This window comes from Bacillus sp. FSL R5-0709 (genome assembly GCF_038004785.1).
GTDB lineage: Bacteria > Bacillota > Bacilli > Bacillales > Bacillaceae_G > Bacillus_A > Bacillus_A mycoides.
The window spans coordinates 3655862-3681040 of sequence record NZ_JBBORT010000001.1 but is presented as its reverse complement, the minus strand read 5'-3'; the positions used below and the strand labels follow the sequence as shown (position 1 = coordinate 3681040).

Below are 25179 nucleotides of genomic sequence, written 5' to 3'. Positions count from 1 at the left end.
TCGGGAAGAAAAGGAAAGGTGATATATATGACAACACAAGTAGTAAACGTCATTGGCGCAGGTCTTGCAGGAAGCGAAGCAGCTTACCAAATTGCAAAGCGTGGTGTCCAAGTAAAATTATATGAAATGAGACCAGTAAGGCAAACACCAGCTCATCATACAGATAAATTTGCTGAATTAGTATGTAGTAACTCACTTCGCGCAAACACATTAACAAATGCTGTTGGTGTTATTAAAGAAGAAATGCGTCTAATGGATTCTGTCATTATTCGTGCAGCCGATGAGTGCTCTGTACCAGCAGGAGGTGCTTTAGCTGTAGACCGTCATGAATTCGCGGCGAAAGTGACTGAATATGTGAAAAATCATCCGAACGTAACTGTAATGAATGAGGAAATCACTGAAATTCCAGAGGGACCAACTGTTATTGCGACAGGTCCACTTACGTCTCCTGATCTTTCTGCACAATTAAAAAAACTAACAGGTGAAGATTATTTTTATTTCTATGATGCTGCCGCGCCAATCGTTGAGAAAGACAGCATTGACATGAATAAAGTATATTTAAAATCCCGTTATGATAAAGGTGAAGCGGCATATTTAAACTGTCCAATGACAGAAGAAGAGTTTGATCGTTTTTATGAGGCTTTAATTGCTGCTGAGACAGTGCCTTTAAAAGAATTTGAAAAAGAAATTTTCTTTGAAGGTTGTATGCCAGTAGAAGTTATGGCAAGTAGAGGAAGACAGACGTTAGTATTTGGGCCGATGAAGCCTGTTGGGTTAGAAGATCCGAAAACAGGGAAAACACCGTATGCGGTTGTTCAGTTACGTCAAGATGATGCAGCAGGAACATTATACAATATTGTAGGCTTCCAAACACATTTAAAGTGGGGGCCACAAAAAGAAGTGTTACAGCTAATTCCAGGACTAGAAAACGCAGAGATTGTACGTTATGGTGTAATGCATCGTAATACGTTTATTAATTCGCCTAATTTGCTTCGTCCAACATATCAATATAAACAACGTGATGATTTATTCTTCGCTGGTCAAATGACTGGTGTAGAGGGTTATGTTGAATCAGCAGCATCAGGATTATTAGCGGGTATTAACGCTGCTCGACTTGTACAAGGTGAAGAGCCAGTTGTATTACCACCTGTAACTGCAATGGGAAGTATGGCAAATTATATTACTGCGACAAATGCGAAAAACTTCCAGCCAATGAATGCAAACTTCGGTTTATTTACACCGTTAGAGAAGAAAATTAAAAAGAAACAAGAGCGAAATGAAGCATATGCTACACGCGCTTTGGAAACAATTCAAAATTTTGTAAATATTTAATTAAATTTCTTGCAAAGGCTACTAAGTTGTGATACGATTTAGTAGCCTTTATTGAGGTGAATTATATGGATGTGAATGTGAAGAAATTGTTACAATTATTCGTTGGATATTTACAAATTGAAAGAAATTATTCAAAATATACAATTGCAAGTTATCAAAATGATTTAGAACATTTTGTGCAATTTATGGAGCGAGAAGGCATATCCTCTTTTTTAGATGTTACATACGCGGATGTTCGTTTATACTTGACGACGTTGCACGATCAGAAGTTAGCACGTAAATCTGTCGCAAGGAAAGTATCAAGCTTACGAAGTTTATATCGTTTTTTGATGCGTGAAGGTTATCAAAAAGATAATCCGTTTGCACTTGCGTCACTTCCCAAGAAAGAATTGTCAATCCCAAAGTTTTTATATGCTGAAGAGTTAGAGGAATTGTTTGAAGTTTCTGATACAGGGGCACCATTAGGTCAAAGGAATCAAGCTTTATTAGAGTTGATGTATGCAACTGGGATTCGTGTAAGCGAATGCGTTAATTTGCAACTTACCGACATTGACTTTGCAGTGGGAACAATTTTAGTGATGGGAAAAGGGAAAAAACAAAGATATATTCCGTTCGGAAGCTATGCACAAGATGCTTTAATTACTTATATAGAGAACGGGAGAAAACAGTTAGCTCAAAAGACTGAAGAACAATCTCATATGGTATTTTTAAATGCGAAAGGTAAGCCGTTAACAGATCAGGGTGTACGTTATGTTTTGAACGAACTCATTAAGAAAGCTTCACTTACAATGCGGATAAGTCCCCATATGTTAAGGCATACATTTGCTACACATATGTTGGATGAAGGAGCGGATTTACGTACTGTGCAGGAGCTATTAGGTCATGAGAATTTGTCAACCACACAAATTTATACGCATGTCTCTAAAGAAAGATTGCGTTCTGTGTACATGAAGCATCACCCGCGGGCATAAATTGCTTTTAAGGCTATAAAAACATATAAAGGAGTTTTTTCTATGGGAAATTTCCACGCTACAACGATATTTGCAGTTCATCATAATGGAGAATGTGCAATGGCTGGAGATGGTCAGGTAACGATGGGGAATGCTGTTGTAATGAAACATACAGCTCGCAAAGTTCGCAAACTTTTCCAAGGGAAAGTTTTAGCTGGTTTTGCAGGATCAGTTGCTGATGCATTTACTCTTTTTGAAATGTTTGAAGGAAAATTAGAAGAGTATAATGGCAATTTGCAGCGCGCTGCAGTTGAGATGGCGAAACAATGGCGTGGTGATAAAATGCTACGTCAGCTAGAAGCAATGCTCATTGTCATGGATAAAACAACGATGCTCCTTGTTTCAGGTACAGGAGAAGTGATTGAACCAGATGATGGTATTTTAGCAATTGGTTCAGGCGGACATTATGCACTTGCTGCTGGTCGTGCTTTAAAGCAACATGCAAGTGAACATTTAACAGCGAAACAAATTGCGAAGGCCAGTTTAGAAATTGCAGGCGATATTTGTGTTTATACGAACCACAACATAATTGTTGAAGAATTGTAGAATCGTAAGGGAGGCATTTTATATGCATTTACATTTTACTCCGCGTCAAATTGTGGAAAAATTAGATCAATACATCATCGGTCAAAAAGATGCAAAGAAAGCGGTTGCTGTAGCTCTACGAAATCGATACCGTCGCAGTAAATTAGTTGAAAATTTACGTGATGAAATTGCACCTAAAAACATTTTAATGATTGGACCGACAGGTGTTGGTAAAACAGAGGTAGCACGGCGAATGGCGAAACTCGTTGGAGCACCTTTTATTAAGGTTGAAGCGACGAAATTTACAGAAGTTGGATATGTGGGTCGAGATGTAGAGTCGATGGTCCGCGACCTTGTTGAAACGTCTGTTCGCATTGTGAAAGAGGAAATGGTAGTTAAAGTTCAAGATAAAGCAGAAGAGCAAGCGAATCAACGTCTTGTTGAAATTTTAGTGCCGAGTCCGGAGAAACAATCTGGATTTAAAAATCCATTAGAAATGCTTTTTGGTGGTAATCAAAATTCAAACCAAACATCTGATGCACAGGAAGATGATGAAATCGAAAAGAAACGTCAAGATGTGGAAAGAAAGCTTGCGGCAGGCCTTCTTGAAGATGAAGTGATATCGATCGAAGTGACGGAACAACAGTCTTCTATGTTTGATATGTTGCAAGGAACTGGCATGGAGCAAATGGGAATGAATTTCCAAGATGCACTAGGAAGTATCATGCCGAAAAAAACGAAAAAACGTAAACTTTCTGTAAAAGAAGCAAGAAAACTCTTGACAAATGAAGAGGCACAGCGCTTAATTGATATGGATGAAGTTACACAAGAGGCTGTTTATCGTGCTGAACAGCTCGGGATTATTTTTATCGATGAAATTGACAAAATTGCTGGTAAGCAGTCGAATAGCGTAGATGTATCGCGTGAAGGTGTGCAACGTGACATTTTACCGATTGTAGAAGGATCGAATGTAGCAACGAAATACGGATCAGTAAAAACGGATTATATTTTATTTGTTGCAGCTGGAGCGTTCCATATGTCTAAACCGTCGGATTTAATTCCGGAATTGCAAGGGAGATTTCCGATTCGAGTAGAATTAACAAAATTATCGGCGGATGATTTTGTTAAAATATTAATCGAGCCTGACAATGCGCTAATTAAACAGTACACGGCGTTATTAGCGACTGAAGGTATAGAAATTGAATTTTCAGACGAAGCTATTCGTAAGATTGCTGAGATTGCTTATCAAGTTAATCAGGATACAGATAATATTGGAGCGAGAAGACTTCATACTGTTATGGAGAAGCTCCTTGAAGATTTATCGTTTGAGGCATCTGAAATTACGTTAGAGAAAATAACGATAACACCTCAATATGTTGAGGAAAAATTAGCGACAATAGCTAAAAATAAAGATGTGAGCCAGTTTATTTTGTAATAGTGTCATCAGGTGACTCGCCCTAGTTTCCAAGTGATGAAAAAATATGTAAGTAACATGTAGGAGGAAATTTTGAAATGGAATTATTAGCAAAAACGAGAAAATTAAATGCGTTATTACAGAGCGCAGCAGGAAAGCCTGTAAACTTTAGAGAGATGTCTGACACAATGTGTGAAGTAATTGAAGCGAACGTGTTCGTTGTAAGTCGTCGCGGTAAATTATTAGGATATGCGATTCACCAACAAATCGAAAACGAACGTATGAAGCACATGCTTGCAGAGCGTCAATTCCCAGAAGAGTATACGCAAAGTTTATTCAATGTTACAGAAACATCTTCAAATTTAGGTGTGGATAGTGACTACACAGCATTCCCGGTAGAAAATAGAGAATTATTCGGTCAAGGTTTAACTACAATCGTACCAATCGTTGGTGGCGGTGAGCGTCTAGGTACACTAGTATTAGCTCGTCTTGGTCAAGAGTTCTTAGACGATGATTTAATTCTTGCTGAATACAGCTCAACTGTTGTAGGTATGGAAATCTTACGTGAAAAAGCAGAAGAAATCGAAGAGGAAGCACGTAGTAAAGCTGTTGTTCAAATGGCGATTAGCTCATTATCTTACAGTGAGTTAGAAGCAATCGAGCATATCTTCGAAGAATTAAATGGAACAGAAGGTTTACTTGTTGCAAGTAAAATTGCTGATCGCGTCGGAATTACTCGTTCGGTAATCGTAAATGCACTACGTAAATTAGAAAGTGCTGGTGTTATTGAGTCTCGCTCTTTAGGTATGAAAGGAACATACATTAAAGTGCTAAACGACAAGTTTCTACAGGAACTTGCTAAATTAAAAACAAACTAATTTATAAAAAAACTCTCCTCGCTTGAGGAGAGTTTTTTGTTTTTTTAAGTGAATGATTTTGCTTACGTAAGGCGTCATGACAACATTCATTAGAAAACTATTAATTAACCTTCAATTCCTTGCTTAAAGGAATTGAAGGTTGGTAATACTAGAATTTGAGCGTGAAAAAAAGAAAGTTTTACATTGTTCGCATTTTCGACTTGATTGTAATATTTCAGTATGATATAGTAAGCAGTGGTGTCAGTACAAAGTACACACGTTTACTGATTTAAGTGTTGGTGCTACGTTCGTAGTTTCGCTTAGAGATGAAGTAAACGGAGGATATCAAAAAACCATTTAGGAGGAACTAAATTATGTCAGTAATTTCTATGAAACAATTGCTTGAAGCTGGTGTTCATTTCGGACATCAAACTCGTCGTTGGAACCCAAAAATGAAGCGTTACATCTTCACAGAGCGTAACGGTATCTACATCATCGACTTACAAAAAACTGTGAAAAAAGTTGAGGAAGCTTACAGAACGATGCGTGACATCGCTGCTGAAGGTGGAGACATTTTATTCGTAGGTACTAAAAAACAAGCACAAGAAGCTATTAAAGAAGAAGCAACTCGTGCTGGTATGTACTTCGTTAACCAACGTTGGTTAGGTGGAACTTTAACAAACTTCCAAACAATCCAAAAGCGTATCAAGCGTCTTAAAGATATCGAAAGAATGCAAGAAGATGGTACTTTCGAAGTACTTCCTAAGAAAGAAGTTGTTCAACTTAAAAAAGAGTTAGAGCGTCTTGAGAAATTCTTAGGCGGTATTAAAGATATGAAAGGTCTTCCAAGTGCATTATTCGTAGTAGACCCTCGTAAAGAGCGTATTGCAGTTGCTGAAGCGCGCAAATTACACATTCCAATCATCGGTATCGTTGATACAAACTGTGATCCAGACGAAATCGATCACGTTATCCCAGCAAACGATGATGCAATTCGTGCTGTAAAACTTCTTACATCTAAAATGGCAGACGCGATCCTTGAATCAAAACAAGGTGAAGAAACTGTTACTGCGTAACAAATTTGGAAAGGTGATAAGGGGTTCGGCCTTTTATCACCTTTTTTAAGGTATAAATACATATTTTAGGAGGATGAAAAACATGGCAATCACTGCACAAATGGTAAAAGAACTTCGTGAAAAAACTGGCGCAGGTATGATGGACTGCAAAAAAGCTTTAACAGAAACTAACGGCGACATGGAGAAAGCAATTGACTTCTTACGTGAAAAAGGTATTGCGAAAGCTGCTAAAAAAGCAGACCGCATCGCTGCTGAAGGTTTAACTTTCATCGAAACAAACGGTAACGAAGGTTTAATCTTAGAATTAAACTCTGAGACTGATTTCGTTGCGAAAAACGAAGGTTTCCAAGCGTTAATTAAAGAATTAGCTGCTCACTTATTAGCTAACAAACCTGCTAACGTTGAAGAAGCTATGGCTCAAACAATCGAAGGCGGCAAAACAGTAGAAGAGCACATCAACGAAGCAATCGCTAAAATTGGTGAAAAACTTACACTTCGTCGTTTCGAAATCGTATCAAAAACTGATGCTGATGCATTCGGCGCTTACCTACACATGGGTGGACGTATTGGTGTATTAACAGTTCTTGAAGGTTCTACTGATGAAGCAGCTGCTAAAGATGTAGCAATGCACATCGCAGCAGTTAACCCTAAATACATCGACCGCGATGCTGTAACAGCTGAAGAAGTTGAGCATGAGCGTCAAGTATTAACACAACAAGCTTTAAACGAAGGCAAGCCTGAAAAAATCGTTGCGAAAATGGTAGAAGGCCGTCTTGGCAAATTCTTTGAAGAGATTTGCTTACTTGACCAAACATTCGTTAAGAATCCTGACATGAAAGTTCGTCAATTCGTTGAGTCTAAAGGCGGAACATTAAAAGGATTCGTTCGCTACGCTGTTGGTGAAGGTATCGAAAAACGCGAAGACAACTTTGCTGAAGAAGTAATGAACCAAGTAAAAGGTAACAACTAATACAGATTAGGGAACACATTGTGTTCCCTTTTTTAAAATAAAGATGTAAGCAATTGGAGGTTCATTATGAGTAAACCGAAATATAATCGTGTCGTTTTAAAGCTGAGCGGAGAAGCTTTAGCTGGCGAGCAAGGATTTGGAATTAACCCAGCTGTTATTAAGTCAGTTGCGGAACAAGTGAAAGAAATTGCAGAACTTGATGTAGAGGTTGCAGTTGTTGTTGGTGGCGGTAACATTTGGCGTGGGAAAATTGGAAGCGAAATGGGCATGGATCGTGCAGGAGCAGATTACATGGGCATGTTAGCAACAGTTATGAATTCATTAGCTCTTCAAGATAGCTTAGAGAATATCGGAATTCAAACTCGCGTACAAACTTCAATTGAGATGCGTCAAGTGGCAGAGCCTTACATTCGTCGTAAAGCAATTCGTCACTTAGAGAAAAAACGTGTTGTTATCTTTGCTGCAGGTACAGGTAACCCATACTTCTCTACAGATACAACAGCAGCATTACGTGCAGCTGAAATCGAAGCGGACGTTATTTTAATGGCGAAAAATAATGTGGATGGCGTATATAGTGCAGATCCATCTATTGACCCAACAGCTACGAAATACGAAACACTTACTTACTTAGATGTATTAAAAGCAGGTTTAGGTGTAATGGATTCTACAGCTTCTTCTTTATGTATGGATAATGATATTTCATTAATTGTATTCTCGGTTATGGAAAAAGGTAACATTAAACGTGCCGTTTTAGGCGAAAATATTGGAACAGTTGTAAGGGGGAAATAAATTATGGGACAACAAGTATTGAAGTCTTCAAATGAAAAAATGGAAAAAGCAGTTGCTGCTTATTCTCGTGAATTAGCAACAGTTCGCGCTGGTCGTGCAAGCTCGTCTGTATTAGATAAGGTACAAGTTGATTACTATGGTGCACCAACACCAGTTGTGCAATTAGCGAACATTACAGTTCCAGAAGCACGTTTGCTTGTAATTCAACCTTATGATAAAACTTCTATCGGTGATATTGAAAAAGCAATTTTAAAAGCAGATTTAGGCTTAAACCCTTCTAATGATGGAACTGTAATTCGTATTGCATTCCCTGCATTAACAGAAGAGCGTCGTCGCGATCTTGTAAAAGTTGTGAAGAAATATGCTGAGGAAGCAAAAGTTGCTGTTCGTAACGTACGTCGTGACAGTAATGATGACCTTAAGAAGCTTGAAAAAGCTGGCGACATTACAGAAGATGATTTAAGAGGATATACTGAAGATATCCAAAAAGAAACAGATAAATATATTGCAAAAGTTGACGAAATCGCAAAAAACAAAGAAAAAGAAATTATGGAAGTGTAATAGCGATAATTTCGCAAATATGACCCTCTTCTTAAGGGGGTCTTTTTACACTTTTAGGCATACGTCTGCTTGTTGGAGGGTATGAATGATGTTTAAAAAGTTTCCTTTTTTTAAAAGTAAAAAGGTCACATCGTTTGATCATCTCATTGAAAAAGTGAAAAAAGGATATATCCCAGAACATATTGCTATTATTATGGATGGTAATGGAAGATGGGCAAAGAGAAGAGCCATGCCTCGCATTGCTGGTCATCATGAAGGTATGCAAGTTGTGAAGAAAATCACAAAATTTGCAAGTAAGCTTGATGTGAAAGTATTAACTCTTTATGCTTTTTCGACTGAGAACTGGAAAAGACCGAAAAAAGAAGTTGATTATTTGATGAAGCTTCCAGAAGAATTTTTAGGTACATTTTTACCAGAGTTGATTGAAGAAAACGTACAAGTCCGAGTAATAGGGCAAAAAGATCGTCTTCCTACGCATACGCGCAGAGCGATGGAAAAAGCCATGGAAGATACGAAAGAGAATACGGGATTAATTCTTAATTTCGCGTTAAACTATGGAAGTCGAGATGAAATCGTTTCTGCTGTGCAACATATGATGAAAGATAGTGAGGAAGGAAAAATTCGTTCGGAAGAAATAAGTGAAGAAAAGATTTCTTCTTACTTAATGACGAGTTCTTTACCTGATCCAGAGTTGTTAATCCGTACAAGCGGAGAGCTACGTATTAGTAATTTCATGTTATGGCAAATTGCTTATTCGGAATTTTGGTTTACAGATGTGTATTGGCCAGATTTTACCGAGGAACATTTGCTAAATGCGATTACAGACTTTCAACATAGAGGGCGCAGATTCGGAGGCGTGTAGAAAGAGAGGGTTTGGTAGTGAAACAGAGAATTATTACTGGAGTGATTGCTGCCGCGCTATTCATTCCCATCGTAATTTACGGTGGCGTGCCTTTTACAGTTTTAGTGTATGCACTTGCTTCTATAGGTTTATATGAATTAATTCGTATGAACAAGCTTACGCTTATTTCGGTACCAACAGTTTTAGCTGCAGTATTATTGTGGATTATTTTAATTCCGAGTAGTGCATCAGAACTGTTTACGTGGATTGGGTTAGGTAAATTAGAAATCACATTTGTGATTGTTTTATTACTTTTATCATATACAGTCCTTTCTAAGAATACATTTACTTTTGACAATGCTTCATTTTTACTTATGGCAACGACATATGTTGGAATGGGATTCTTATATTTAAATGAAACGAGAATATTAGGAATCAAATATGTGTTCTGTGCACTATTTGTCATATGGGCAACTGATTCAGGTGCATATTTCATAGGAAAAGCATTTGGAAAAAGAAAATTATGGCCAGAAATTAGTCCGAATAAAACGATTGAAGGTTCATTAGGCGGTATTGTTTGTGGAATTGTTGTTGCACTTGTTTACAATATGTTCTTCCCAGTTGAAGCGAATGTAGGAGTTTTAATCGTTCTGACGATTATCATTTCTATTTTTGGACAAATTGGTGATTTAGTGCAATCTGCATTTAAACGCCATTATGGTGTAAAGGATTCAGGTACAATTTTACCTGGACATGGTGGTATTTTAGATCGAACAGATAGTTGGTTATTTGTGTTACCAATTCTATACTTCTTATTACAATACAATTAATAAATGAACGAGGGGTTGGAGTCATGAAAAACATTAGTTTACTAGGTGCAAGCGGATCAATCGGTACACAAACATTAGATGTGTTACGCTCGCACCCAGACCAATTCCGTCTCGTTGCTTTTTCTGTAGGGAAAAATGTTGATTATGCAGTAAAGGTAATTCAAGAATTTTCCCCGCAAATTGTCTCTGTGCAAAGAGAGGAAGATGTTTTAAAATTACAAGCTGTTTCTGGTAATACAAAAGTAGTATATGGTAGCGAAGGCTTATTAGAAGTAGCGCTGCACCCAGATACAGAAATTGTAGTGAATGCTGTTGTAGGTAGCGTAGGGTTGTTACCGACACTCCGCGCAATTGAGGCGAAAAAAACAATTGGAATTGCAAATAAAGAAACGTTAGTAACTGCAGGGCATCTTGTAATGGAAGCAGCACGAAAACATAATGTATCGTTACTTCCAGTAGACAGTGAACATTCAGCTATTTTTCAATGCTTGAATGGTGAAAATGAAAAAAGAATCTCTCGCTTAATTATAACTGCTTCAGGCGGAAGTTTTCGTGATAAAACGAGAGATGAATTGCATCAAGTGACCGTAGAAGATGCACTTCGTCATCCAAACTGGTCAATGGGTTCGAAAATTACAATTGATTCTGCTACAATGATGAATAAGGGGCTAGAAGTAATTGAAGCACACTGGCTTTTTGGTATCCCTTATGAGCAAATCGATGTTGTTCTACATAAAGAAAGTATTATTCATTCTATGGTTGAATTTGAAGATCGTAGTGTAATGGCACAGCTTGGCTCACCTGATATGCGAGTACCGATTCAATACGCGCTTACATATCCTGATAGATTGCCTCTTTCAGACACGAAACAGTTAAATTTATGGGAAATGGGAACATTGCATTTTGAGAAAATGAATCAAGAGCGTTTCCGTTGTCTACGTTTTGCGTATGAAGCTGGAAAGACAGGTGGAAGTATGCCGGCTGTAATGAACGCGGCAAATGAAGTAGCTGTTGAAGCTTTTTTACAAAAGAGAATTGGTTTCTTAACAGTGGAAGACCTCATTGAAAAAGCAATGCACCATCACACTGTCATTGCACGTCCGAGTTTAGAGGAAATTCAGGAAATTGACGCAGCCACAAGACGGTTTGTGATGGAACAAATTTAGCAAAGGTGGTTATGGAATTGAATACAGCGATTGCCTTTATATTAATTTTCGGTGCACTCGTATTTTTCCATGAGCTAGGGCATCTATATTTCGCAAAAAGAGCAGGTATTTTGTGCCGCGAGTTCGCGATTGGTTTTGGTCCGAAAATATTCTCATTTGAAAAGAATGAAACGGTGTATACGATTCGATTACTGCCCCTTGGTGGCTATGTAAGAATGGCTGGCGAGGATGCGGACACAGTTGAGTTAAAACCTGGAAAAAAGGTTGGACTTGTATTAAATGAAAAAGACGAAGTTGTGAAATTAGTTTTTGACGGACATGAAAAATATCCAAATGTTCGTGTCATTGAAGTCGAACAAGCTGATTTAGAGCATAATCTTACAATTTTGGGTTATGAAGAGTACGAGGAAGAGCTGCAAACATTCCGAGTAAATGAAAAAGCTCGTATCATTTCTGCGGGAGAAGAAATTCAAATCGCTCCGTACAATAGACAATTTGGCTCTAAAAAATTGGGCCAACGTGCTCTAACAATCTTTGCAGGTCCTGCAATGAACTTTATTCTAGCATTTGTTATTTTTGTGATTCTTGGATTTGTACAAGGAGTTCCTGTTGACAAACCAATGGTCGGAAAAGTAATGGAGAATAGTGCTGCAGAACAAGCTGGATTAAAAGAAAACGATACGATTCAAGCAATCAATGGGAAGAACACTAGTACATGGAAAGATGTTGTAACGATTGTACGTGAAAACCCAAATAAAGAAATTACGTTACATGTAAAGCGTGATAGTGAGCAATTTAATGTGAAAGTAACACCAACGCTTGATAAAGAAGGAAAAGACGAAGTTGGTAGAATTGGTGTTTATTCTCCTGTAGAGAAAACAGTGATGGGTTCTATTAAATCAGGGTTTGAACAAACATACGAATGGACGAAACTAATTTTTGATTCTCTTGTGAAATTAGTAACGGGTCAATTTTCTATTAATGAGTTGTCAGGTCCAGTAGGAATTTATAATCTAACAGATCAAGTTGTAGATTATGGATTTACGCGTGTACTAAGTTTAGCGGCAGTTTTAAGTATTAACCTTGGTTTATTTAATTTATTACCAGTCCCAGCTTTAGACGGTGGACGTTTGTTCTTCTTCTTAATTGAAGCATTACGAGGAAAACCAATTGATCGTCAAAAAGAAGGAATGGTTCACTTTATTGGGTTTGCATTATTAATGTTGCTTATGTTAGTTGTAACATGGAATGACATCCGTAAGTTTTTCTTGTAAAATAAGAAGAAGTTTATAATGAAATAGAGCTCATAGAATAAAATCCCTCACCTAACTCGAGGTGAGGGGTTTTATTGCGTGTAAGAGTAAAATGAAGAGGTGCGAATAAATGAAACAAAGTATGGTATTCAGTCCTACATTACGTGAAGTTCCAGCAGATGCTGAAATTAAGAGTCATCAATTATTACTTCGCGCAGGGTTTATGCGTCAAAATGCTTCTGGTATTTATAGTTTTCTACCATTTGGTTTAAAAGTGTTACACAAAGTAGAACGTATTGTTCGTGAAGAAATGGAGCGCGCAGGGGCAGTAGAACTATTAATGCCAGCTATGCAAGCTTCTGAATTATGGCAAGAATCAGGTCGTTGGTATTCTTACGGATCAGAATTAATGCGTATGAAAGATCGTAATGCTCGCGAGTTTGCGCTAGGGGCAACTCATGAGGAAGTAATTACAGATCTTGTACGTGATGAAATTAAATCATACAAAAAACTACCATTAACATTATATCAAATTCAAACAAAATTCCGTGATGAGCAAAGACCACGTTTCGGTTTATTACGCGGAAGAGAATTTTTAATGAAAGATGCGTATTCTTTCCATGCAACACAAGAAAGTTTGGATGAAGTATATAGCGGTTTATACAAAGCGTATTCTAATATCTTTGCTCGTTGTGGTTTGAATTTCCGTGCAGTTATCGCTGATTCTGGAGCAATGGGTGGAAAAGATACACACGAATTTATGGTGTTATCTGATGTAGGTGAAGATACAATTGCGTATTCTGATACATCTGATTATGCGGCAAATATTGAAATGGCTCCTGTTGTTGCTACGTATACGAAGAGTGATGAAGCCGAAAAAGCACTTGAAAAAGTAGCAACTCCAGATCAAAAAGCTATTGAAGAAGTATCTGCATTCTTAAATATCGCAGCGGAAAAATGCATTAAATCTATGGTGTTTAAAGTAGATGCGAAATTAGTAGTAGTACTTGTTCGTGGCGATCATGAAGTCAATGATGTAAAAGTGAAGAATGTATACGGAGCTTCAGTCGTTGAGCTTGCTTCACATGAAGAAATAAAAGAGTTATTAAACTGTGAAGTGGGTTCTTTAGGACCGATTGGTGTTACAGGGGATATCGAAATTATCGCTGACCATGCTGTAGCATCAATTGTCAACGGATGTTCAGGAGCGAACGAAGAAGGATTCCATTATGTAAATGTAAATCCAGAACGTGACTTTAAAGTAAGTCAATATACAGATTTACGCTTCATCCAAGAAGGAGACCAATCTCCAGATGGAAATGGAACAATTCTTTTCGCACGTGGAATTGAAGTTGGTCATGTATTCAAATTAGGAACTCGTTATAGTGAAGCAATGAACGCAACGTTCCTAGATGAAAACGGAAAAACAAAACCACTTATTATGGGTTGTTACGGTATCGGTGTATCTCGTACAGTGGCAGCAATTGCAGAGCAGTTTAATGATGAGAATGGTTTAGTTTGGCCAAAATCTGTTGCACCGTTCCATGTGCATGTAATTCCAGTAAATATGAAATCTGATGCACAACGTGAAATGGGTGGAAATATCTATAACTCATTACAAGAGCAAGGATACGAAGTATTACTAGATGATCGTGCAGAACGTGCAGGTGTTAAATTTGCAGATGCAGATTTATTCGGCCTTCCAGTTCGTGTTACAGTTGGTAAAAAAGCAGATGAAGGTATTGTAGAAGTGAAAGTACGTGCTACAGGCGAGTCTGAAGAAGTGAAAGTAGAAGAACTTCAAACATATATTGCTAATATTTTAAAATAAGAAGAGGTACCTCGTAATGAGGTACCTTCTCTTTCTTTGTAAACGTATTTTGTAAAAGAAGAAGGAAGAAATCTTTCTTTGTAGTACGTTTCAATTTATAATAGCAAATGGAAGGAGAGTGCTTATGTCATTAACAAATGAACAACAAGAGCGATTTCAAATTTTGCTCCAACAGTTGCAAATACCAGAAGACCTTATAAATCAATATTTACATGGCGGTGGTATTGAAAAGCTAGTTATTGATAAAGTGAATAAAAGTTGGCATTTTGACTTACAAGTGCCACGTATTTTGCCGACAGAATTATATGAGTTGCTAGAAACAAAGCTTAAGCAATCATTTTCTCATATTGCAAGAACAACATTTGCATTAGAAGCAGAGAATAAACAATTTACAGAAGAAGAAGTGAAGGCATATTGGCCGCTTTGTACAGAACGAATTACATTTTCACCTATGTTCGCGTACTTAAAGAAGCAACTTCCGCAGGTCAATGGCGTGAAGTTGCTATTAAATGTGAATAATGAGCTGGAATCTACTACTTTAAAGAAAAACGTTGCGAAACCAGTAGGTGATCAATACGAAGCTTTTGGATTCCCGCGTTTTCAGTTAGACACACATATAAAGCAAAATGCAGAAGAAATGCAAAAGTTTCGTGAGCAAACACAGGAAGAAGATCGTCAACGAGTTATACAGGCTATGGAAGAGATGGCTAAAAGGCAAGCTGAAGAAAGTGATGTTGTTCATGAAGGACCAGTTGTGCTTGGTTATCTTATTAAGCCAGATGAAGAGATTACGCCGCTGCGTGAAATTCAAGATGAAGAAAGAAGAAAAACCGTTCAAGGGTATGTTTTCCATGTAGAGACGAAAGAACTTCGTAGTGGACGTACATTATTAACTTTAAAGATAACTGACTATACGGACTCTATTATGATTAAGATGTTCTCACGTGATAAAGAAGATATCCCGATGTTACAATCCTTGAAAAAAGGAACTTGGGTAAAAGCGCGTGGTTCAGTTCAAAATGATACATTCGTGCGTGATTTAGTTATGATCGCAAATGATATAAATGAAATAACGGGACCTTCTCGTAAAGATAAAGCAAAAGAAGGGGAAAAAAGAGTAGAACTTCATCTTCATACTCCAATGAGTCAAATGGATGCTGTTACTTCTGTGTCTAAGCTCGTTGCCCAAGCCGGAAAATGGGGGCATGAGGCTATTGCAGTTACAGACCATGCTGTTGCACAGTCGTTCCCAGAAGCATATTCTGCTGGTAAAAAGGCTGGAGTTAAAGTTCTATATGGTGTAGAAGCAAATTTAGTTAATGATGGTGTGCCGATAGCATATAACGAAGCACATCGTCTACTTGCAGAAGAAACATATGTTGTCTTTGACGTTGAGACAACAGGGTTATCTGCTGTATATGATACAGTCATTGAGTTAGCTGCTGTAAAGGTAAAAGGTGGAGAAATTATTGATCGCTTTGAATCTTTCGCAAATCCTCATCAACCATTATCGGCGACGATTATTGAATTAACAGGTATTACAGATGATATGTTAACTGATGCACCAGAAGTGGACGAAGTGTTTAAAAAGTTTGAGGAATGGATGGGTGACCATACACTTGTTGCTCATAACGCAAGCTTCGATATGGGCTTTATTAACGTAGGTTTTAAAAAGGCTGGGATAGAAAAAACGAAAAATCCAGTTATTGATACGTTAGAACTTGCACGGTTCTTATTCCCAGAAATGAAAAATCATCGATTAAATACGATGTGTAAAAAGCTTGATATTGAATTAACGCAACATCACCGTGCGATTTATGATACAGAAGCAACGGGATATTTACTTGTGAAGATGTTAAAAGATGTGATTGAAAAGGGATTTGAATATCACGATCAACTAAACGATAGTATGGGACAAGGGGATGCGTATAAACGTGGGCGTCCAAGTCATATGACGTTACTTGCCACATCAGATGTTGGGTTGAAAAACTTATATAAACTTGTTTCATATTCTCACTTGAATTACTTTTATCGTGTACCACGTGTACCACGATCACTATTAAAAAAATATCGCGAAGGCATTTTAGTAGGAACAGCTTGTGACAAAGGTGAAGTATTTGAAGCTATGATGCAAAAAGCGCCTGAAGAAGTAGAAGAAATTGCACAGTTTTACGATTACATTGAGGTTATGCCTCCAGAAGTGTTACGTCATTTAGTGGAACGTGAACTCGTTCGAGATGAAGGACAGTTAAAAACAATAATTTCTAACTTAGTAAAACTAGGTGAGACGTTAGATAAGCCAGTTGTTGCTACTGGGAATGTGCATTATTTAGATCCAGAGGACGCGATATATCGGAAAATTTTAGTCAGTTCGCAGGGAGGAGCTAATCCGTTAAATCGCCATTCATTACCGCCTGTACATTTCCGTACAACAAATGAAATGCTAGATTGTTTTTCATTCTTAGGTGAAGACAAAGCAAAAGAAATTGTTGTGACAAATACACACAAGATCGCGTCATTAATTGGTGATGTTCGTCCAGTAAAAGATGATTTATACACACCGAAAATTGAAGGTGCTGATGATGAAACACGTGATATGAGCTATATAATGGCAAGAAGTATCTATGGAGATGAACTACCGGAAATTGTAGAAGCTCGTTTGGAAAAAGAATTGAAAAGTATTATTGGACATGGATTCGCCGTTATTTATTTAATTTCACATAAGCTTGTGAAAAAATCGTTAGTGGACGGTTATCTAGTAGGTTCGCGTGGATCGGTAGGTTCATCATTTGTTGCAACGATGATGGAAATTACAGAAGTAAACCCATTACCACCGCACTATGTATGTCCAAAGTGTAAACAATCAGAGTTCTTTAATGACGGTTCTGTAGGTTCTGGTTTTGATTTACCAGATAAAGAATGCCCAACATGTAATGTTCCATATGTGAAAGATGGGCATGACATTCCTTTCGAAACGTTCCTTGGATTTAAAGGGGATAAGGTACCGGATATCGATTTGAATTTCTCCGGAGAATACCAACCACGCGCCCATAACTATACGAAATTACTGTTCGGTGAAGATTATGTATACCGCGCAGGAACAATTGGTACGGTTGCGGAAAAAACCGCTTATGGGTATGTGAAAGGTTATGCTAATGATCATAACTTAACAATTCGAAATGCAGAGATTGATCGCTTAGTTGCGGGATGTACAGGTGTAAAGCGTACGACCGGACAGCATCCAGGTGGTATTATCGTTGTACCAGATTACATGGATATTTTTGACTTTTCACCAATTCAGTTTCCGGCTGATTCAATAGGTGCTGAGTGGAGAACAACGCACTTTGACTTCCACTCAATTCATGATAATTTATTGAAACTTGATATATTAGGACACGATGATCCGACTGTTATTCGTATGCTTCAAGATTTAAGTGGTATTGACCCGAAAACAATCCCAACGGATGATCCAGAAGTAATGAAAATTTTCTCTGGTCCAGAGTCTTTAGGGGTAACGGAAGAACAAATTAACTGTAAAACAGGTACACTTGGTATACCAGAGTTTGGTACGAAATTCGTAAGACAAATGTTAGAAGAAACGAAACCAACGACGTTTTCAGAGCTTGTCCAAATTTCTGGACTGTCCCATGGTACAGATGTATGGTTAGGTAATGCGAATGAATTAATTTATAACGGTACGTGTACACTGAGTGAAGTTATCGGTTGTCGTGATGACATCATGGTATATTTAATTTATCAAGGCTTGGATCCATCATTAGCCTTCAAAATCATGGAGTCGGTGCGTAAAGGTAAAGGTGTACCAGAAGAATGGGAAGAGGAAATGAGAAATAACAATGTACCAGGTTGGTATATTGATTCATGTAAGAAGATTAAGTACATGTTCCCTAAAGCCCATGCGGCTGCTTACGTACTTATGGCTGTACGTATTGCATACTTTAAAGTACATTTCGCACTTTTATTCTATGCGGCATATTTTACAGTTCGTGCAGATGACTTTGATGTAGAGGCGATGGCGAAAGGTTCAGCATCCATACGTGTAAAAATTGATGAAATTGCACAAAAAGGATTGGATGCAGCACCGAAAGAGAAGAGTTTATTAACGGTACTAGAAATGACACTTGAAATGTGTGAGCGTGGTTATTCATTCCAAAAGGTTGATTTATACCGCTCGCATGCAACCGAATTTATAATTGATGGGGATACTTTAATTCCTCCATTTAATGCAGTTCCCGGTCTTGGTACAAACGCAGCTTTCAGTATTGTTGAAGCTCGTAAAAATGGTGATTTCTTATCAAAAGAAGACTTACAGCAGCGCAGTAAGGTTTCTAAAACGATTATTGAGTATTTAGATGGTCAAGGTTGTCTAGGAGATTTACCGGATCAAAACCAATTGTCACTGTTCTAATAGGTAGGAAAAATCTTTGCAAATCAACATTTGCTATGGTATACTATAAACCGAGATAACCATGTCATGTATATTTTGTGAAAAAGAGAGTGGGGAAACCCACTCTTTCGTGTTACTATCTACATTTTGCTTATGTAGATAGTAAAGATATTTCTGTCGTATATACATATTTTGTTACAAGTTTTACTTCTTAAATTTGGTAATACTAAGACAGATATTCCCTGCTTAACGGCAGGGGCTTTTGTTAGCTAACGAGAAAGAATAAGATAGACCGTCTTTATGAACGGGATCTTTTCTTGTAAATGGTACATGGCGGCAGGAAGGAGGCTGTTTATGGATAAGAAAGTCACAGAAATTGTAGAAGCATTTGCGCAGCCAATCGTTGAAGAGTTAAATCTTGAACTTGTAGATGTAGAGTATGTGCAAGAAGGACAAGACTGGTTCTTACGCGTATTCATCGATTCTGAAAAGGGAGTCGAAATTGAAGAATGCGGTGCGGTAAGTGAACGTTTAAGCGAAGCTTTAGATAAAGAGGATCCAATTCCTCATCTTTACTTTTTGGATGTATCATCTCCTGGAGCGGAACGTCCATTAAAGAAAGAGAAAGACTTCCAGCAAGCGGTAGGAAAACAAGTGGCAATTAAAACATATAAGCCGATTGATGGTGAGAAGATGTTTGAAGGAAAGCTACTTTCCTACGACGGTAATACAATTACACTACTATTAACAATTAAAACACGTAAAAAAGAAATCCAAATTCCAATGGATAAAGTTGCAAATGCGCGACTTGCTGTTACGTTTTAGTAAGAAGGGGGATCTTCATGAGCACTGAGTTGTTAGATGCTTTGCTCGTATTAGAGTCAGAAAAAGGTATTAGCAAAGATATTATTATTGATGCGATTGAAGCAGCATTAATCTCTGCTTATAAACGCAATTTTAACCAAGCACAAAACGTTCGTGTGAGCTTTAACCCAGAAGTGGGAACAATTCAAGTTTTAGCACGTAAGGACGTTGTAGATAATGTGTTTGATCCACGTCTTGAAATCTCTGTAGAAGAGGCAAGACAAATTAATCCAAACTACCAAGATGGTGACGTACTAGAAATTGAAGTAACGCCAAAAGATTTTGGTCGTATTGCAGCGCAAACTGCAAAACAAGTTGTAACACAACGAGTTCGTGAGGCGGAACGTGGTGTAATTTATTCAGAATTTAGTGATCGTGAAGAAGACATTATGGTTGGTATTGTACAGCGCCAAGATGCTCGTTTCATCTATGTAAGCTTAGGTAAAGTAGAAGCTTTATTACCTGTAAGTGAGCAAATGCCAAATGAGCAATATAAACCACATGATCGTATTCGCGTATTTATTACAAAAGTAGAAAAGACAACAAAAGGACCACAAATTTACGTATCACGTACACATCCTGGTCTTTTAAAACGTTTATTCGAAATGGAAGTTCCAGAAATTTATGATGGAACTGTAGAAATTCGCTCTGTAGCACGTGAAGCAGGCGACCGTTCTAAAATTTCTGTATATGCAGAGAATATCGATGTTGATCCAGTAGGTTCTTGTGTAGGACCGAAAGGACAACGTGTACAACGCGTTGTAGATGAACTAAAAGGTGAAAAGATTGACATCGTTCGCTGGTCGAATGACCCAGTTGAATATGTTGCAAATGCTTTAAGTCCATCACAGGTTGTTAAAGTACTTGTAGATGAAGCAGAGAAAGCAACAACTGTTGTTGTTCCAGACCACCAGCTTTCATTAGCGATTGGTAAGCGTGGACAAAATGCGCGTCTTGCAGCTAAACTAACAGGCTGGAAAATTGATATTAAAAGTGAGTCTGATGCGAAACAACTTGGTATTGTGACAGAAGAAGATAGCGTAATCGCATTCGGATTCGATTCAGCTGAAGACGAAATCGAATAGAGGTGATGAGTATGAGCAATCGAAAAGTTCCGTTACGAAAATGTATTGCGACGCAAGAGATGAAATCAAAACGAGAGCTAGTTCGCATTGTTCGTTCCAAAGAGGGCGAAGTGTCTATTGATTTATCAGGAAAAAAATCAGGACGAGGTGCATATTTATCAAAAGATAAAGAAAGCATTATTCAAGCCCAAAAGAAAAACATTTTGGAACATCATCTAAAAGCGAAAATCGACAGTTCTCTGTACGAAGAGCTTCTTGAGCTTGTTGAGAAGGAGTCGAAATAAGTGTCTGATTGGAAATCATTTTTAGGACTAGCAAACCGCGCTCGAAAAATTATTTCGGGTGAAGAACTCGTTTTAAAAGAAGTACGAAGTGGCAAAGCAAAGCTAGTATTGCTTTCTGAAGATGCGTCAGCGAACACTACAAAACGTATCATTGATAAAACCACGTACTACAACATACCAATGAGAAAAGTCGAAAATCGACAACAATTAGGGCATGCGATTGGGAGAGACGAGCGAGTCGTTGTAGCTGTTTTAGATGAAGGCTTTGCGAAAAAGCTACGTAGCATGCTCGATACAAATTACCGGGGGTGAAGGTATGAGTAAAATTCGAGTACATGAATATGCAAAAAAAAATAATATCTCAAGTAAAGATCTTATGACCAAACTAAAAGAGATGAATATCGAGGTTTCGAATCATATGACAATGTTAGAAGATGAAGTAGTAAACAAATTAGATAATCAATATAGCGCTGGAGCGGAAAAACCTTCTGTTGCAGATGAGTTTGAAGTAGAAGAGAAAGTTGTTCGCAGTAAAAAGAACAGCAATAAGAATAAGAAAAAAGGCAAAGCAAATGAAGATAAACGTCAAGATAACTTTGCTGGAAGACAACAAACACCAATAGTAGAAACACCAGATAAAATCACTTTCTCTGGAAGCCTTACAGTAGGTGACCTTGCTAAAAAGTTAAGCAAAGAGCCATCTGAAATTATTAAAAAGCTCTTCATGCTAGGAATTATGGCGACAATTAACCAAGACTTAGATAAAGATACAATTGAGTTAATTGCTACTGATTACGGTATTGAAGTAGAAGAAGAAGTAGTTGTAAGTGAAACTGAATTTGAAACATTCATCGATGAGCAAGATGATGAAGAAAACTTAAAAGAACGTCCAGCTGTTGTTACAATTATGGGACACGTTGACCATGGTAAAACAACATTGCTTGACTCTATCCGTAATTCAAAAGTAACTGCTGGCGAAGCTGGTGGAATTACTCAGCATATCGGTGCATACCAAGTTGATGTAAATGATAAGAAAATTACGTTCTTAGATACACCAGGTCACGCGGCATTTACAACAATGCGTGCTCGTGGTGCACAAGTAACAGATATTACAATTCTTGTTGTTGCAGCTGATGACGGTGTTATGCCACAAACAGTTGAAGCGATTAGCCATGCGAAAGCAGCTGGAGTACCAATTATTGTTGCTGTGAATAAAATGGATAAACCAGCGGCAAATCCTGATCGTGTAATGCAAGAATTAACAGAATATGAATTAGTTCCAGAAGCTTGGGGCGGAGACACGATTTTCGTACCAATTTCTGCGATTCAAGGCGAGGGAATTGACAACTTACTAGAAATGATCCTTCTTGTGAGTGAAGTAGAAGAATATAAAGCAAATCCAAATCGCTATGCAGCTGGTACTGTAATTGAAGCCCAGCTTGATAAAGGTAAAGGAACTATCGCGACATTACTTGTTCAAAATGGTACACTTCGAGTTGGAGATCCAATTGTTGTTGGAACATCATTCGGTCGTGTTCGTGCAATGGTAAGTGATATTGGTCGTCGTGTAAAAGTTGCTGGTCCATCAACTCCTGTTGAAATTACAGGTTTAAATGAAGTGCCACAAGCGGGAGATCGTTTCATGGCATTCGCTGATGAGAAGAAAGCTCGTCAAATCGGTGAATCACGTGCACAAGAAGCATTAGTTGCACAACGTGGTGAGAAATCTAAATTCAGCCTGGAAGATTTATTCCAACAAATCCAAGAGGGCGATGTAAAAGAAATTAACTTAATTGTGAAAGCAGACGTACAAGGTTCTGTAGAAGCAATGGCAGCATCACTTCGTAAAATTGATGTTGAAGGCGTAAAAGTGAAAATTATCCATACAGGCGTAGGTGCGATTACAGAATCTGATATTATTTTAGCTTCTGCATCTAATGCAATTGTAATTGGATTTAACGTACGCCCTGATGTGAATGCGAAGCGTACAGCTGAATTAGAGAAAGTTGATGTTCGTTTACACCGTATTATCTATAAAGTAATCGAAGAAATTGAATCAGCAATGCAAGGTATGCTGGATCCAGAATTCGAAGAAAAAGTAATCGGTCAAGCGGAAGTTCGTCAAACATTCAAAGTAACAAAAGTTGGAACAATCGCAGGTTGTTACGTAATAGACGGTAAAATTACACGTGATAGTGGCGTTCGTATTATCCGTGATGGCGTAGTAGTCTTCGAAGGAAAACTTGATACGTTAAAACGTTTCAAAGACGATGTAAAAGAAGTTGCACAAAACTATGAGTGTGGTATTACAATTGAGAGATATAATGATCTTAAAGAAGGGGACATCATTGAAGCATACGTTATGGAAGAAGTGAAGCGATGATTATCGCTTCACTCTCATTCGAGTGTATGATTTACGATGTGCATTCTTTAAAAGAGAAACGAGCAATTTTGCAACGTGTGTTAACTCGTGTGAAACAGCGCTATAATGTAGCTGTTTCTGAAGTTGGGCATCAAGATGTATGGCAACGTACAGAAATTGCAATTGTTTCCGTATCCTCAAATCGTGTTGTCTGTGAAAAAGAAATGAATCGTGTACTTGAGTATATCGATTCATTTCCTGAAATTGAACGTACGATAACACATTTGGAATGGTATTGAATGAGGTGAAGAGTTATGAAATTACGTGCGAACCGTGTGGGCGAGCAAATGAAAAAAGAATTAGGCGACATTATCAGTCGTAAAATTAAAGACCCACGTATTGGATTTGTTACAGTAACAGATGTACAAGTGAGTGGAGATTTACAAATTGCTAAAGTATACATTTCTGTTTTAGGTGACGAAGAACAGAAAGAAAATACATTAAAAGGTTTAGCGAAGGCAAAAGGCTTTATTCGTTCAGAAATTGGCCAACGTATTCGTCTTCGTAAAACACCAGAAATTACCTTTGAGTTTGATGAGTCTATCGGATATGGTCATCGAATTGATACACTTTTACATGAAATTAATAAAGACGGTAAACGTGAAGAATAATGGATAGACATTTGTCTATCCATTTTTTCAATGTAAAATAAGTTTTGCATAATTGCAATTACTACAAAAGAATAATGATGAGGTGAGTATATGGAAGGTGTAGTATTATTACATAAGCCAAAGGGAATGACATCACATGATTGTGTGTTCAAATTAAGAAAGATATTGCGTGAGAAACGAATTGGTCATACAGGGACACTGGATCCAGATGTAACAGGAGTATTACCTATTTGCGTTGGGCGTGCAACAAAAATTGCGCAATTTTTAACAAGTGAAACAAAAACATACGAAGGTGAAGTGACATTAGGATTTTCAACAACAACAGAAGATGCTTCTGGTGAAGTTGTGGAGAAACAAGATGTAAATCGTGTCATTACACGTAAAGAAGTAGAAGAGGTACTAGCGGAATTAACAGGGACAATTGAACAAATGCCGCCGATGTTCTCAGCTGTAAAAGTTAACGGAAAAAAACTATACGAATATGCAAGGGCAGGACAAGAAGTTGAACGTCCAGTTCGTACAATTACAATTCATGAATTTGTATTACTTGATGAACGTGAAGTTTTTGAAGGGGAAAATATTTCATTTCGTTTCCGTGTAACGTGTAGTAAAGGAACATATGTAAGAACACTAGCAGTAATGATAGGTGAAAAACTTGGATTTCCATCACATATGTCTCACCTTGTAAGAACAGCATCTGGTGAATTTTTACTAGAAGATTGCATATCATTTGAAGAAATTGAAGAAAACGTGCAAAATGGAACAGTAGAGTCTATTTTCATCTCAATTGATGAGGCGCTAAGTAAGTTTCCAAAAATGGTTGTAGATGAAAAGCAAGCTGAAAAAATAAAGAACGGTATGTTCTTAAACAATGAATTAGAAACAACAGCACCATTTATTACAGTATTTGATAAAAATGATCGTTGCTTAGCAATTTATGAGCATCACCCAAAACACCCTGGAATGCTAAAGCCAATGAAAGTACTTGTGAATAATCAAGAACTAAAGCTATAATGAATTATTGGAAGGATTATTACAGAAAAAGGTGAATTC

At 37.7% G+C, this 25179-nt stretch carries 23 protein-coding genes; all 23 read left to right on the top strand.

What is annotated here, in order from left to right; all coding sequences use genetic code 11:
- Nucleotides 1–27 precede the first annotated feature (27 nt).
- The 23 genes from trmFO (at nt 28) to truB (ending at nt 25140) form a co-directional block, all read left to right on the top strand.
- Nucleotides 28–1332 carry an FADH(2)-oxidizing methylenetetrahydrofolate--tRNA-(uracil(54)-C(5))-methyltransferase TrmFO gene (trmFO, locus tag MKX37_RS18670; protein ID WP_002066796.1) on the top strand — a complete coding sequence of 435 codons (1305 nt, stop codon included), beginning with the start codon at nt 28–30 and terminating at the stop codon, nt 1330–1332.
- Between the two features lie 71 nt (nt 1333–1403).
- On the top strand, nt 1404–2303 hold the full coding sequence (gene xerC, locus MKX37_RS18665; protein ID WP_078175468.1) for a tyrosine recombinase XerC: 900 nt from the start codon (nt 1404–1406) through the stop codon (nt 2301–2303).
- A 42-nt stretch (nt 2304–2345) separates the two neighbouring features.
- Complete coding sequence (hslV, locus tag MKX37_RS18660; RefSeq protein WP_002014538.1) at nt 2346–2888, top strand: ATP-dependent protease proteolytic subunit HslV; 543 nt, start codon at nt 2346–2348, stop codon at nt 2886–2888.
- Nucleotides 2889–2910: 22 nt separating this feature from the next.
- Nucleotides 2911–4302 (top strand): ATP-dependent protease ATPase subunit HslU, encoded by a 1392-nt coding sequence (hslU, locus tag MKX37_RS18655; protein WP_002014539.1) that lies wholly within the window; start codon nt 2911–2913, stop codon nt 4300–4302.
- 77 nt (nt 4303–4379) lie between these two features.
- Nucleotides 4380–5159 carry a GTP-sensing pleiotropic transcriptional regulator CodY gene (codY, locus tag MKX37_RS18650; RefSeq protein WP_002014541.1) on the top strand — a complete coding sequence of 260 codons (780 nt, stop codon included), beginning with the start codon at nt 4380–4382 and terminating at the stop codon, nt 5157–5159.
- Between the two features lie 353 nt (nt 5160–5512).
- Nucleotides 5513–6214: a 30S ribosomal protein S2 gene (gene rpsB / locus MKX37_RS18645; RefSeq protein ID WP_002185070.1), complete on the top strand. Its 702-nt coding sequence runs from the start codon at nt 5513–5515 to the stop codon at nt 6212–6214.
- An 82-nt stretch (nt 6215–6296) separates the two neighbouring features.
- Entirely contained in the window at nt 6297–7184 is an 888-nt protein-coding gene (gene tsf, locus MKX37_RS18640; protein ID WP_002088177.1) for a translation elongation factor Ts, read from the top strand.
- 66 nt (nt 7185–7250) lie between these two features.
- Nucleotides 7251–7973, top strand: a complete 723-nt coding sequence (pyrH, locus tag MKX37_RS18635; RefSeq protein ID WP_002014544.1) for a UMP kinase — start codon at nt 7251–7253, stop codon at nt 7971–7973.
- A 3-nt stretch (nt 7974–7976) separates the two neighbouring features.
- Nucleotides 7977–8534: a ribosome recycling factor gene (gene frr / locus MKX37_RS18630; RefSeq protein ID WP_000531506.1), complete on the top strand. Its 558-nt coding sequence runs from the start codon at nt 7977–7979 to the stop codon at nt 8532–8534.
- A gap of 85 nt (nt 8535–8619) precedes the next feature.
- A complete protein-coding gene (uppS, locus tag MKX37_RS18625) occupies nt 8620–9396 on the top strand; it encodes an isoprenyl transferase (protein ID WP_033731196.1) in 777 nt (258 codons plus the stop codon).
- Between the two features lie 17 nt (nt 9397–9413).
- Nucleotides 9414–10205 carry a phosphatidate cytidylyltransferase gene (gene cdsA / locus MKX37_RS18620; RefSeq protein WP_002088171.1) on the top strand — a complete coding sequence of 264 codons (792 nt, stop codon included), beginning with the start codon at nt 9414–9416 and terminating at the stop codon, nt 10203–10205.
- A gap of 23 nt (nt 10206–10228) precedes the next feature.
- Nucleotides 10229–11371: a 1-deoxy-D-xylulose-5-phosphate reductoisomerase gene (gene dxr / locus MKX37_RS18615; RefSeq protein ID WP_002014547.1), complete on the top strand. Its 1143-nt coding sequence runs from the start codon at nt 10229–10231 to the stop codon at nt 11369–11371.
- Nucleotides 11372–11388: 17 nt separating this feature from the next.
- A complete protein-coding gene (gene rseP, locus MKX37_RS18610; protein WP_002088169.1) occupies nt 11389–12645 on the top strand; it encodes an RIP metalloprotease RseP in 1257 nt (418 codons plus the stop codon).
- A 109-nt stretch (nt 12646–12754) separates the two neighbouring features.
- Nucleotides 12755–14455, top strand: coding sequence for a proline--tRNA ligase (locus tag MKX37_RS18605; RefSeq protein ID WP_002128803.1), 1701 nt, complete (start codon nt 12755–12757; stop codon nt 14453–14455).
- Nucleotides 14456–14579: 124 nt separating this feature from the next.
- Entirely contained in the window at nt 14580–18881 is a 4302-nt protein-coding gene (locus MKX37_RS18600) for a PolC-type DNA polymerase III (RefSeq protein WP_078421715.1), read from the top strand.
- A gap of 333 nt (nt 18882–19214) precedes the next feature.
- The gene (gene rimP / locus MKX37_RS18595) at nt 19215–19685 is read left to right on the top strand and encodes a ribosome maturation factor RimP (protein ID WP_002088165.1); all 471 of its coding nucleotides are present in this window, start codon (nt 19215–19217) and stop codon (nt 19683–19685) included.
- Between the two features lie 17 nt (nt 19686–19702).
- On the top strand, nt 19703–20809 hold the full coding sequence (nusA, locus tag MKX37_RS18590; RefSeq protein WP_002014554.1) for a transcription termination factor NusA: 1107 nt from the start codon (nt 19703–19705) through the stop codon (nt 20807–20809).
- Between the two features lie 11 nt (nt 20810–20820).
- A complete protein-coding gene (gene rnpM, locus MKX37_RS18585; RefSeq protein WP_002088161.1) occupies nt 20821–21093 on the top strand; it encodes an RNase P modulator RnpM in 273 nt (90 codons plus the stop codon).
- On the top strand, nt 21094–21405 hold the full coding sequence (locus tag MKX37_RS18580; RefSeq protein WP_001286519.1) for a YlxQ family RNA-binding protein: 312 nt from the start codon (nt 21094–21096) through the stop codon (nt 21403–21405).
- 4 nt (nt 21406–21409) lie between these two features.
- Nucleotides 21410–23476, top strand: a complete 2067-nt coding sequence (gene infB, locus MKX37_RS18575) for a translation initiation factor IF-2 (RefSeq protein ID WP_002014558.1) — start codon at nt 21410–21412, stop codon at nt 23474–23476.
- Nucleotides 23473–23754, top strand: coding sequence for a DUF503 domain-containing protein (locus MKX37_RS18570; protein ID WP_002088157.1), 282 nt, complete (start codon nt 23473–23475; stop codon nt 23752–23754). The genes infB and MKX37_RS18570 overlap by 4 nt, the downstream gene beginning before the upstream one ends.
- A 15-nt stretch (nt 23755–23769) precedes the next feature.
- Nucleotides 23770–24126 carry a 30S ribosome-binding factor RbfA gene (gene rbfA / locus MKX37_RS18565; protein ID WP_000776437.1) on the top strand — a complete coding sequence of 119 codons (357 nt, stop codon included), beginning with the start codon at nt 23770–23772 and terminating at the stop codon, nt 24124–24126.
- A gap of 90 nt (nt 24127–24216) precedes the next feature.
- Nucleotides 24217–25140 (top strand): tRNA pseudouridine(55) synthase TruB, encoded by a 924-nt coding sequence (truB, locus tag MKX37_RS18560; RefSeq protein WP_002014562.1) that lies wholly within the window; start codon nt 24217–24219, stop codon nt 25138–25140.
- The last annotated feature ends 39 nt before the right edge of the window (nt 25141–25179 follow it).

Bases quoted from the DNA above. Each gene is read 5' to 3' on its own strand.
- MKX37_RS18600 (WP_078421715.1), top strand. From the start codon at position 14,580: ATGTCATTAACAAATGAACAACAAGAGCGATTTCAAATTTTGCTCCAA.
- truB (WP_002014562.1), top strand. From the start codon at position 24,217: ATGGAAGGTGTAGTATTATTACATAAGCCAAAGGGAATGACATCACAT.
- rnpM (WP_002088161.1), top strand. From the start codon at position 20,821: ATGAGCAATCGAAAAGTTCCGTTACGAAAATGTATTGCGACGCAAGAG.
- codY (WP_002014541.1), top strand. From the start codon at position 4,380: ATGGAATTATTAGCAAAAACGAGAAAATTAAATGCGTTATTACAGAGC.
- tsf (WP_002088177.1), top strand. From the start codon at position 6,297: ATGGCAATCACTGCACAAATGGTAAAAGAACTTCGTGAAAAAACTGGC.
- uppS (WP_033731196.1), top strand. From the start codon at position 8,620: ATGATGTTTAAAAAGTTTCCTTTTTTTAAAAGTAAAAAGGTCACATCG.
- MKX37_RS18570 (WP_002088157.1), top strand. From the start codon at position 23,473: ATGATTATCGCTTCACTCTCATTCGAGTGTATGATTTACGATGTGCAT.
- frr (WP_000531506.1), top strand. From the start codon at position 7,977: ATGGGACAACAAGTATTGAAGTCTTCAAATGAAAAAATGGAAAAAGCA.
- MKX37_RS18605 (WP_002128803.1), top strand. From the start codon at position 12,755: ATGAAACAAAGTATGGTATTCAGTCCTACATTACGTGAAGTTCCAGCA.
- dxr (WP_002014547.1), top strand. From the start codon at position 10,229: ATGAAAAACATTAGTTTACTAGGTGCAAGCGGATCAATCGGTACACAA.
- pyrH (WP_002014544.1), top strand. From the start codon at position 7,251: ATGAGTAAACCGAAATATAATCGTGTCGTTTTAAAGCTGAGCGGAGAA.
- hslV (WP_002014538.1), top strand. From the start codon at position 2,346: ATGGGAAATTTCCACGCTACAACGATATTTGCAGTTCATCATAATGGA.
- nusA (WP_002014554.1), top strand. From the start codon at position 19,703: ATGAGCACTGAGTTGTTAGATGCTTTGCTCGTATTAGAGTCAGAAAAA.
- trmFO (WP_002066796.1), top strand. From the start codon at position 28: ATGACAACACAAGTAGTAAACGTCATTGGCGCAGGTCTTGCAGGAAGC.
- infB (WP_002014558.1), top strand. From the start codon at position 21,410: ATGAGTAAAATTCGAGTACATGAATATGCAAAAAAAAATAATATCTCA.
- rimP (WP_002088165.1), top strand. From the start codon at position 19,215: ATGGATAAGAAAGTCACAGAAATTGTAGAAGCATTTGCGCAGCCAATC.
- hslU (WP_002014539.1), top strand. From the start codon at position 2,911: ATGCATTTACATTTTACTCCGCGTCAAATTGTGGAAAAATTAGATCAA.
- rbfA (WP_000776437.1), top strand. From the start codon at position 23,770: ATGAAATTACGTGCGAACCGTGTGGGCGAGCAAATGAAAAAAGAATTA.
- rpsB (WP_002185070.1), top strand. From the start codon at position 5,513: ATGTCAGTAATTTCTATGAAACAATTGCTTGAAGCTGGTGTTCATTTC.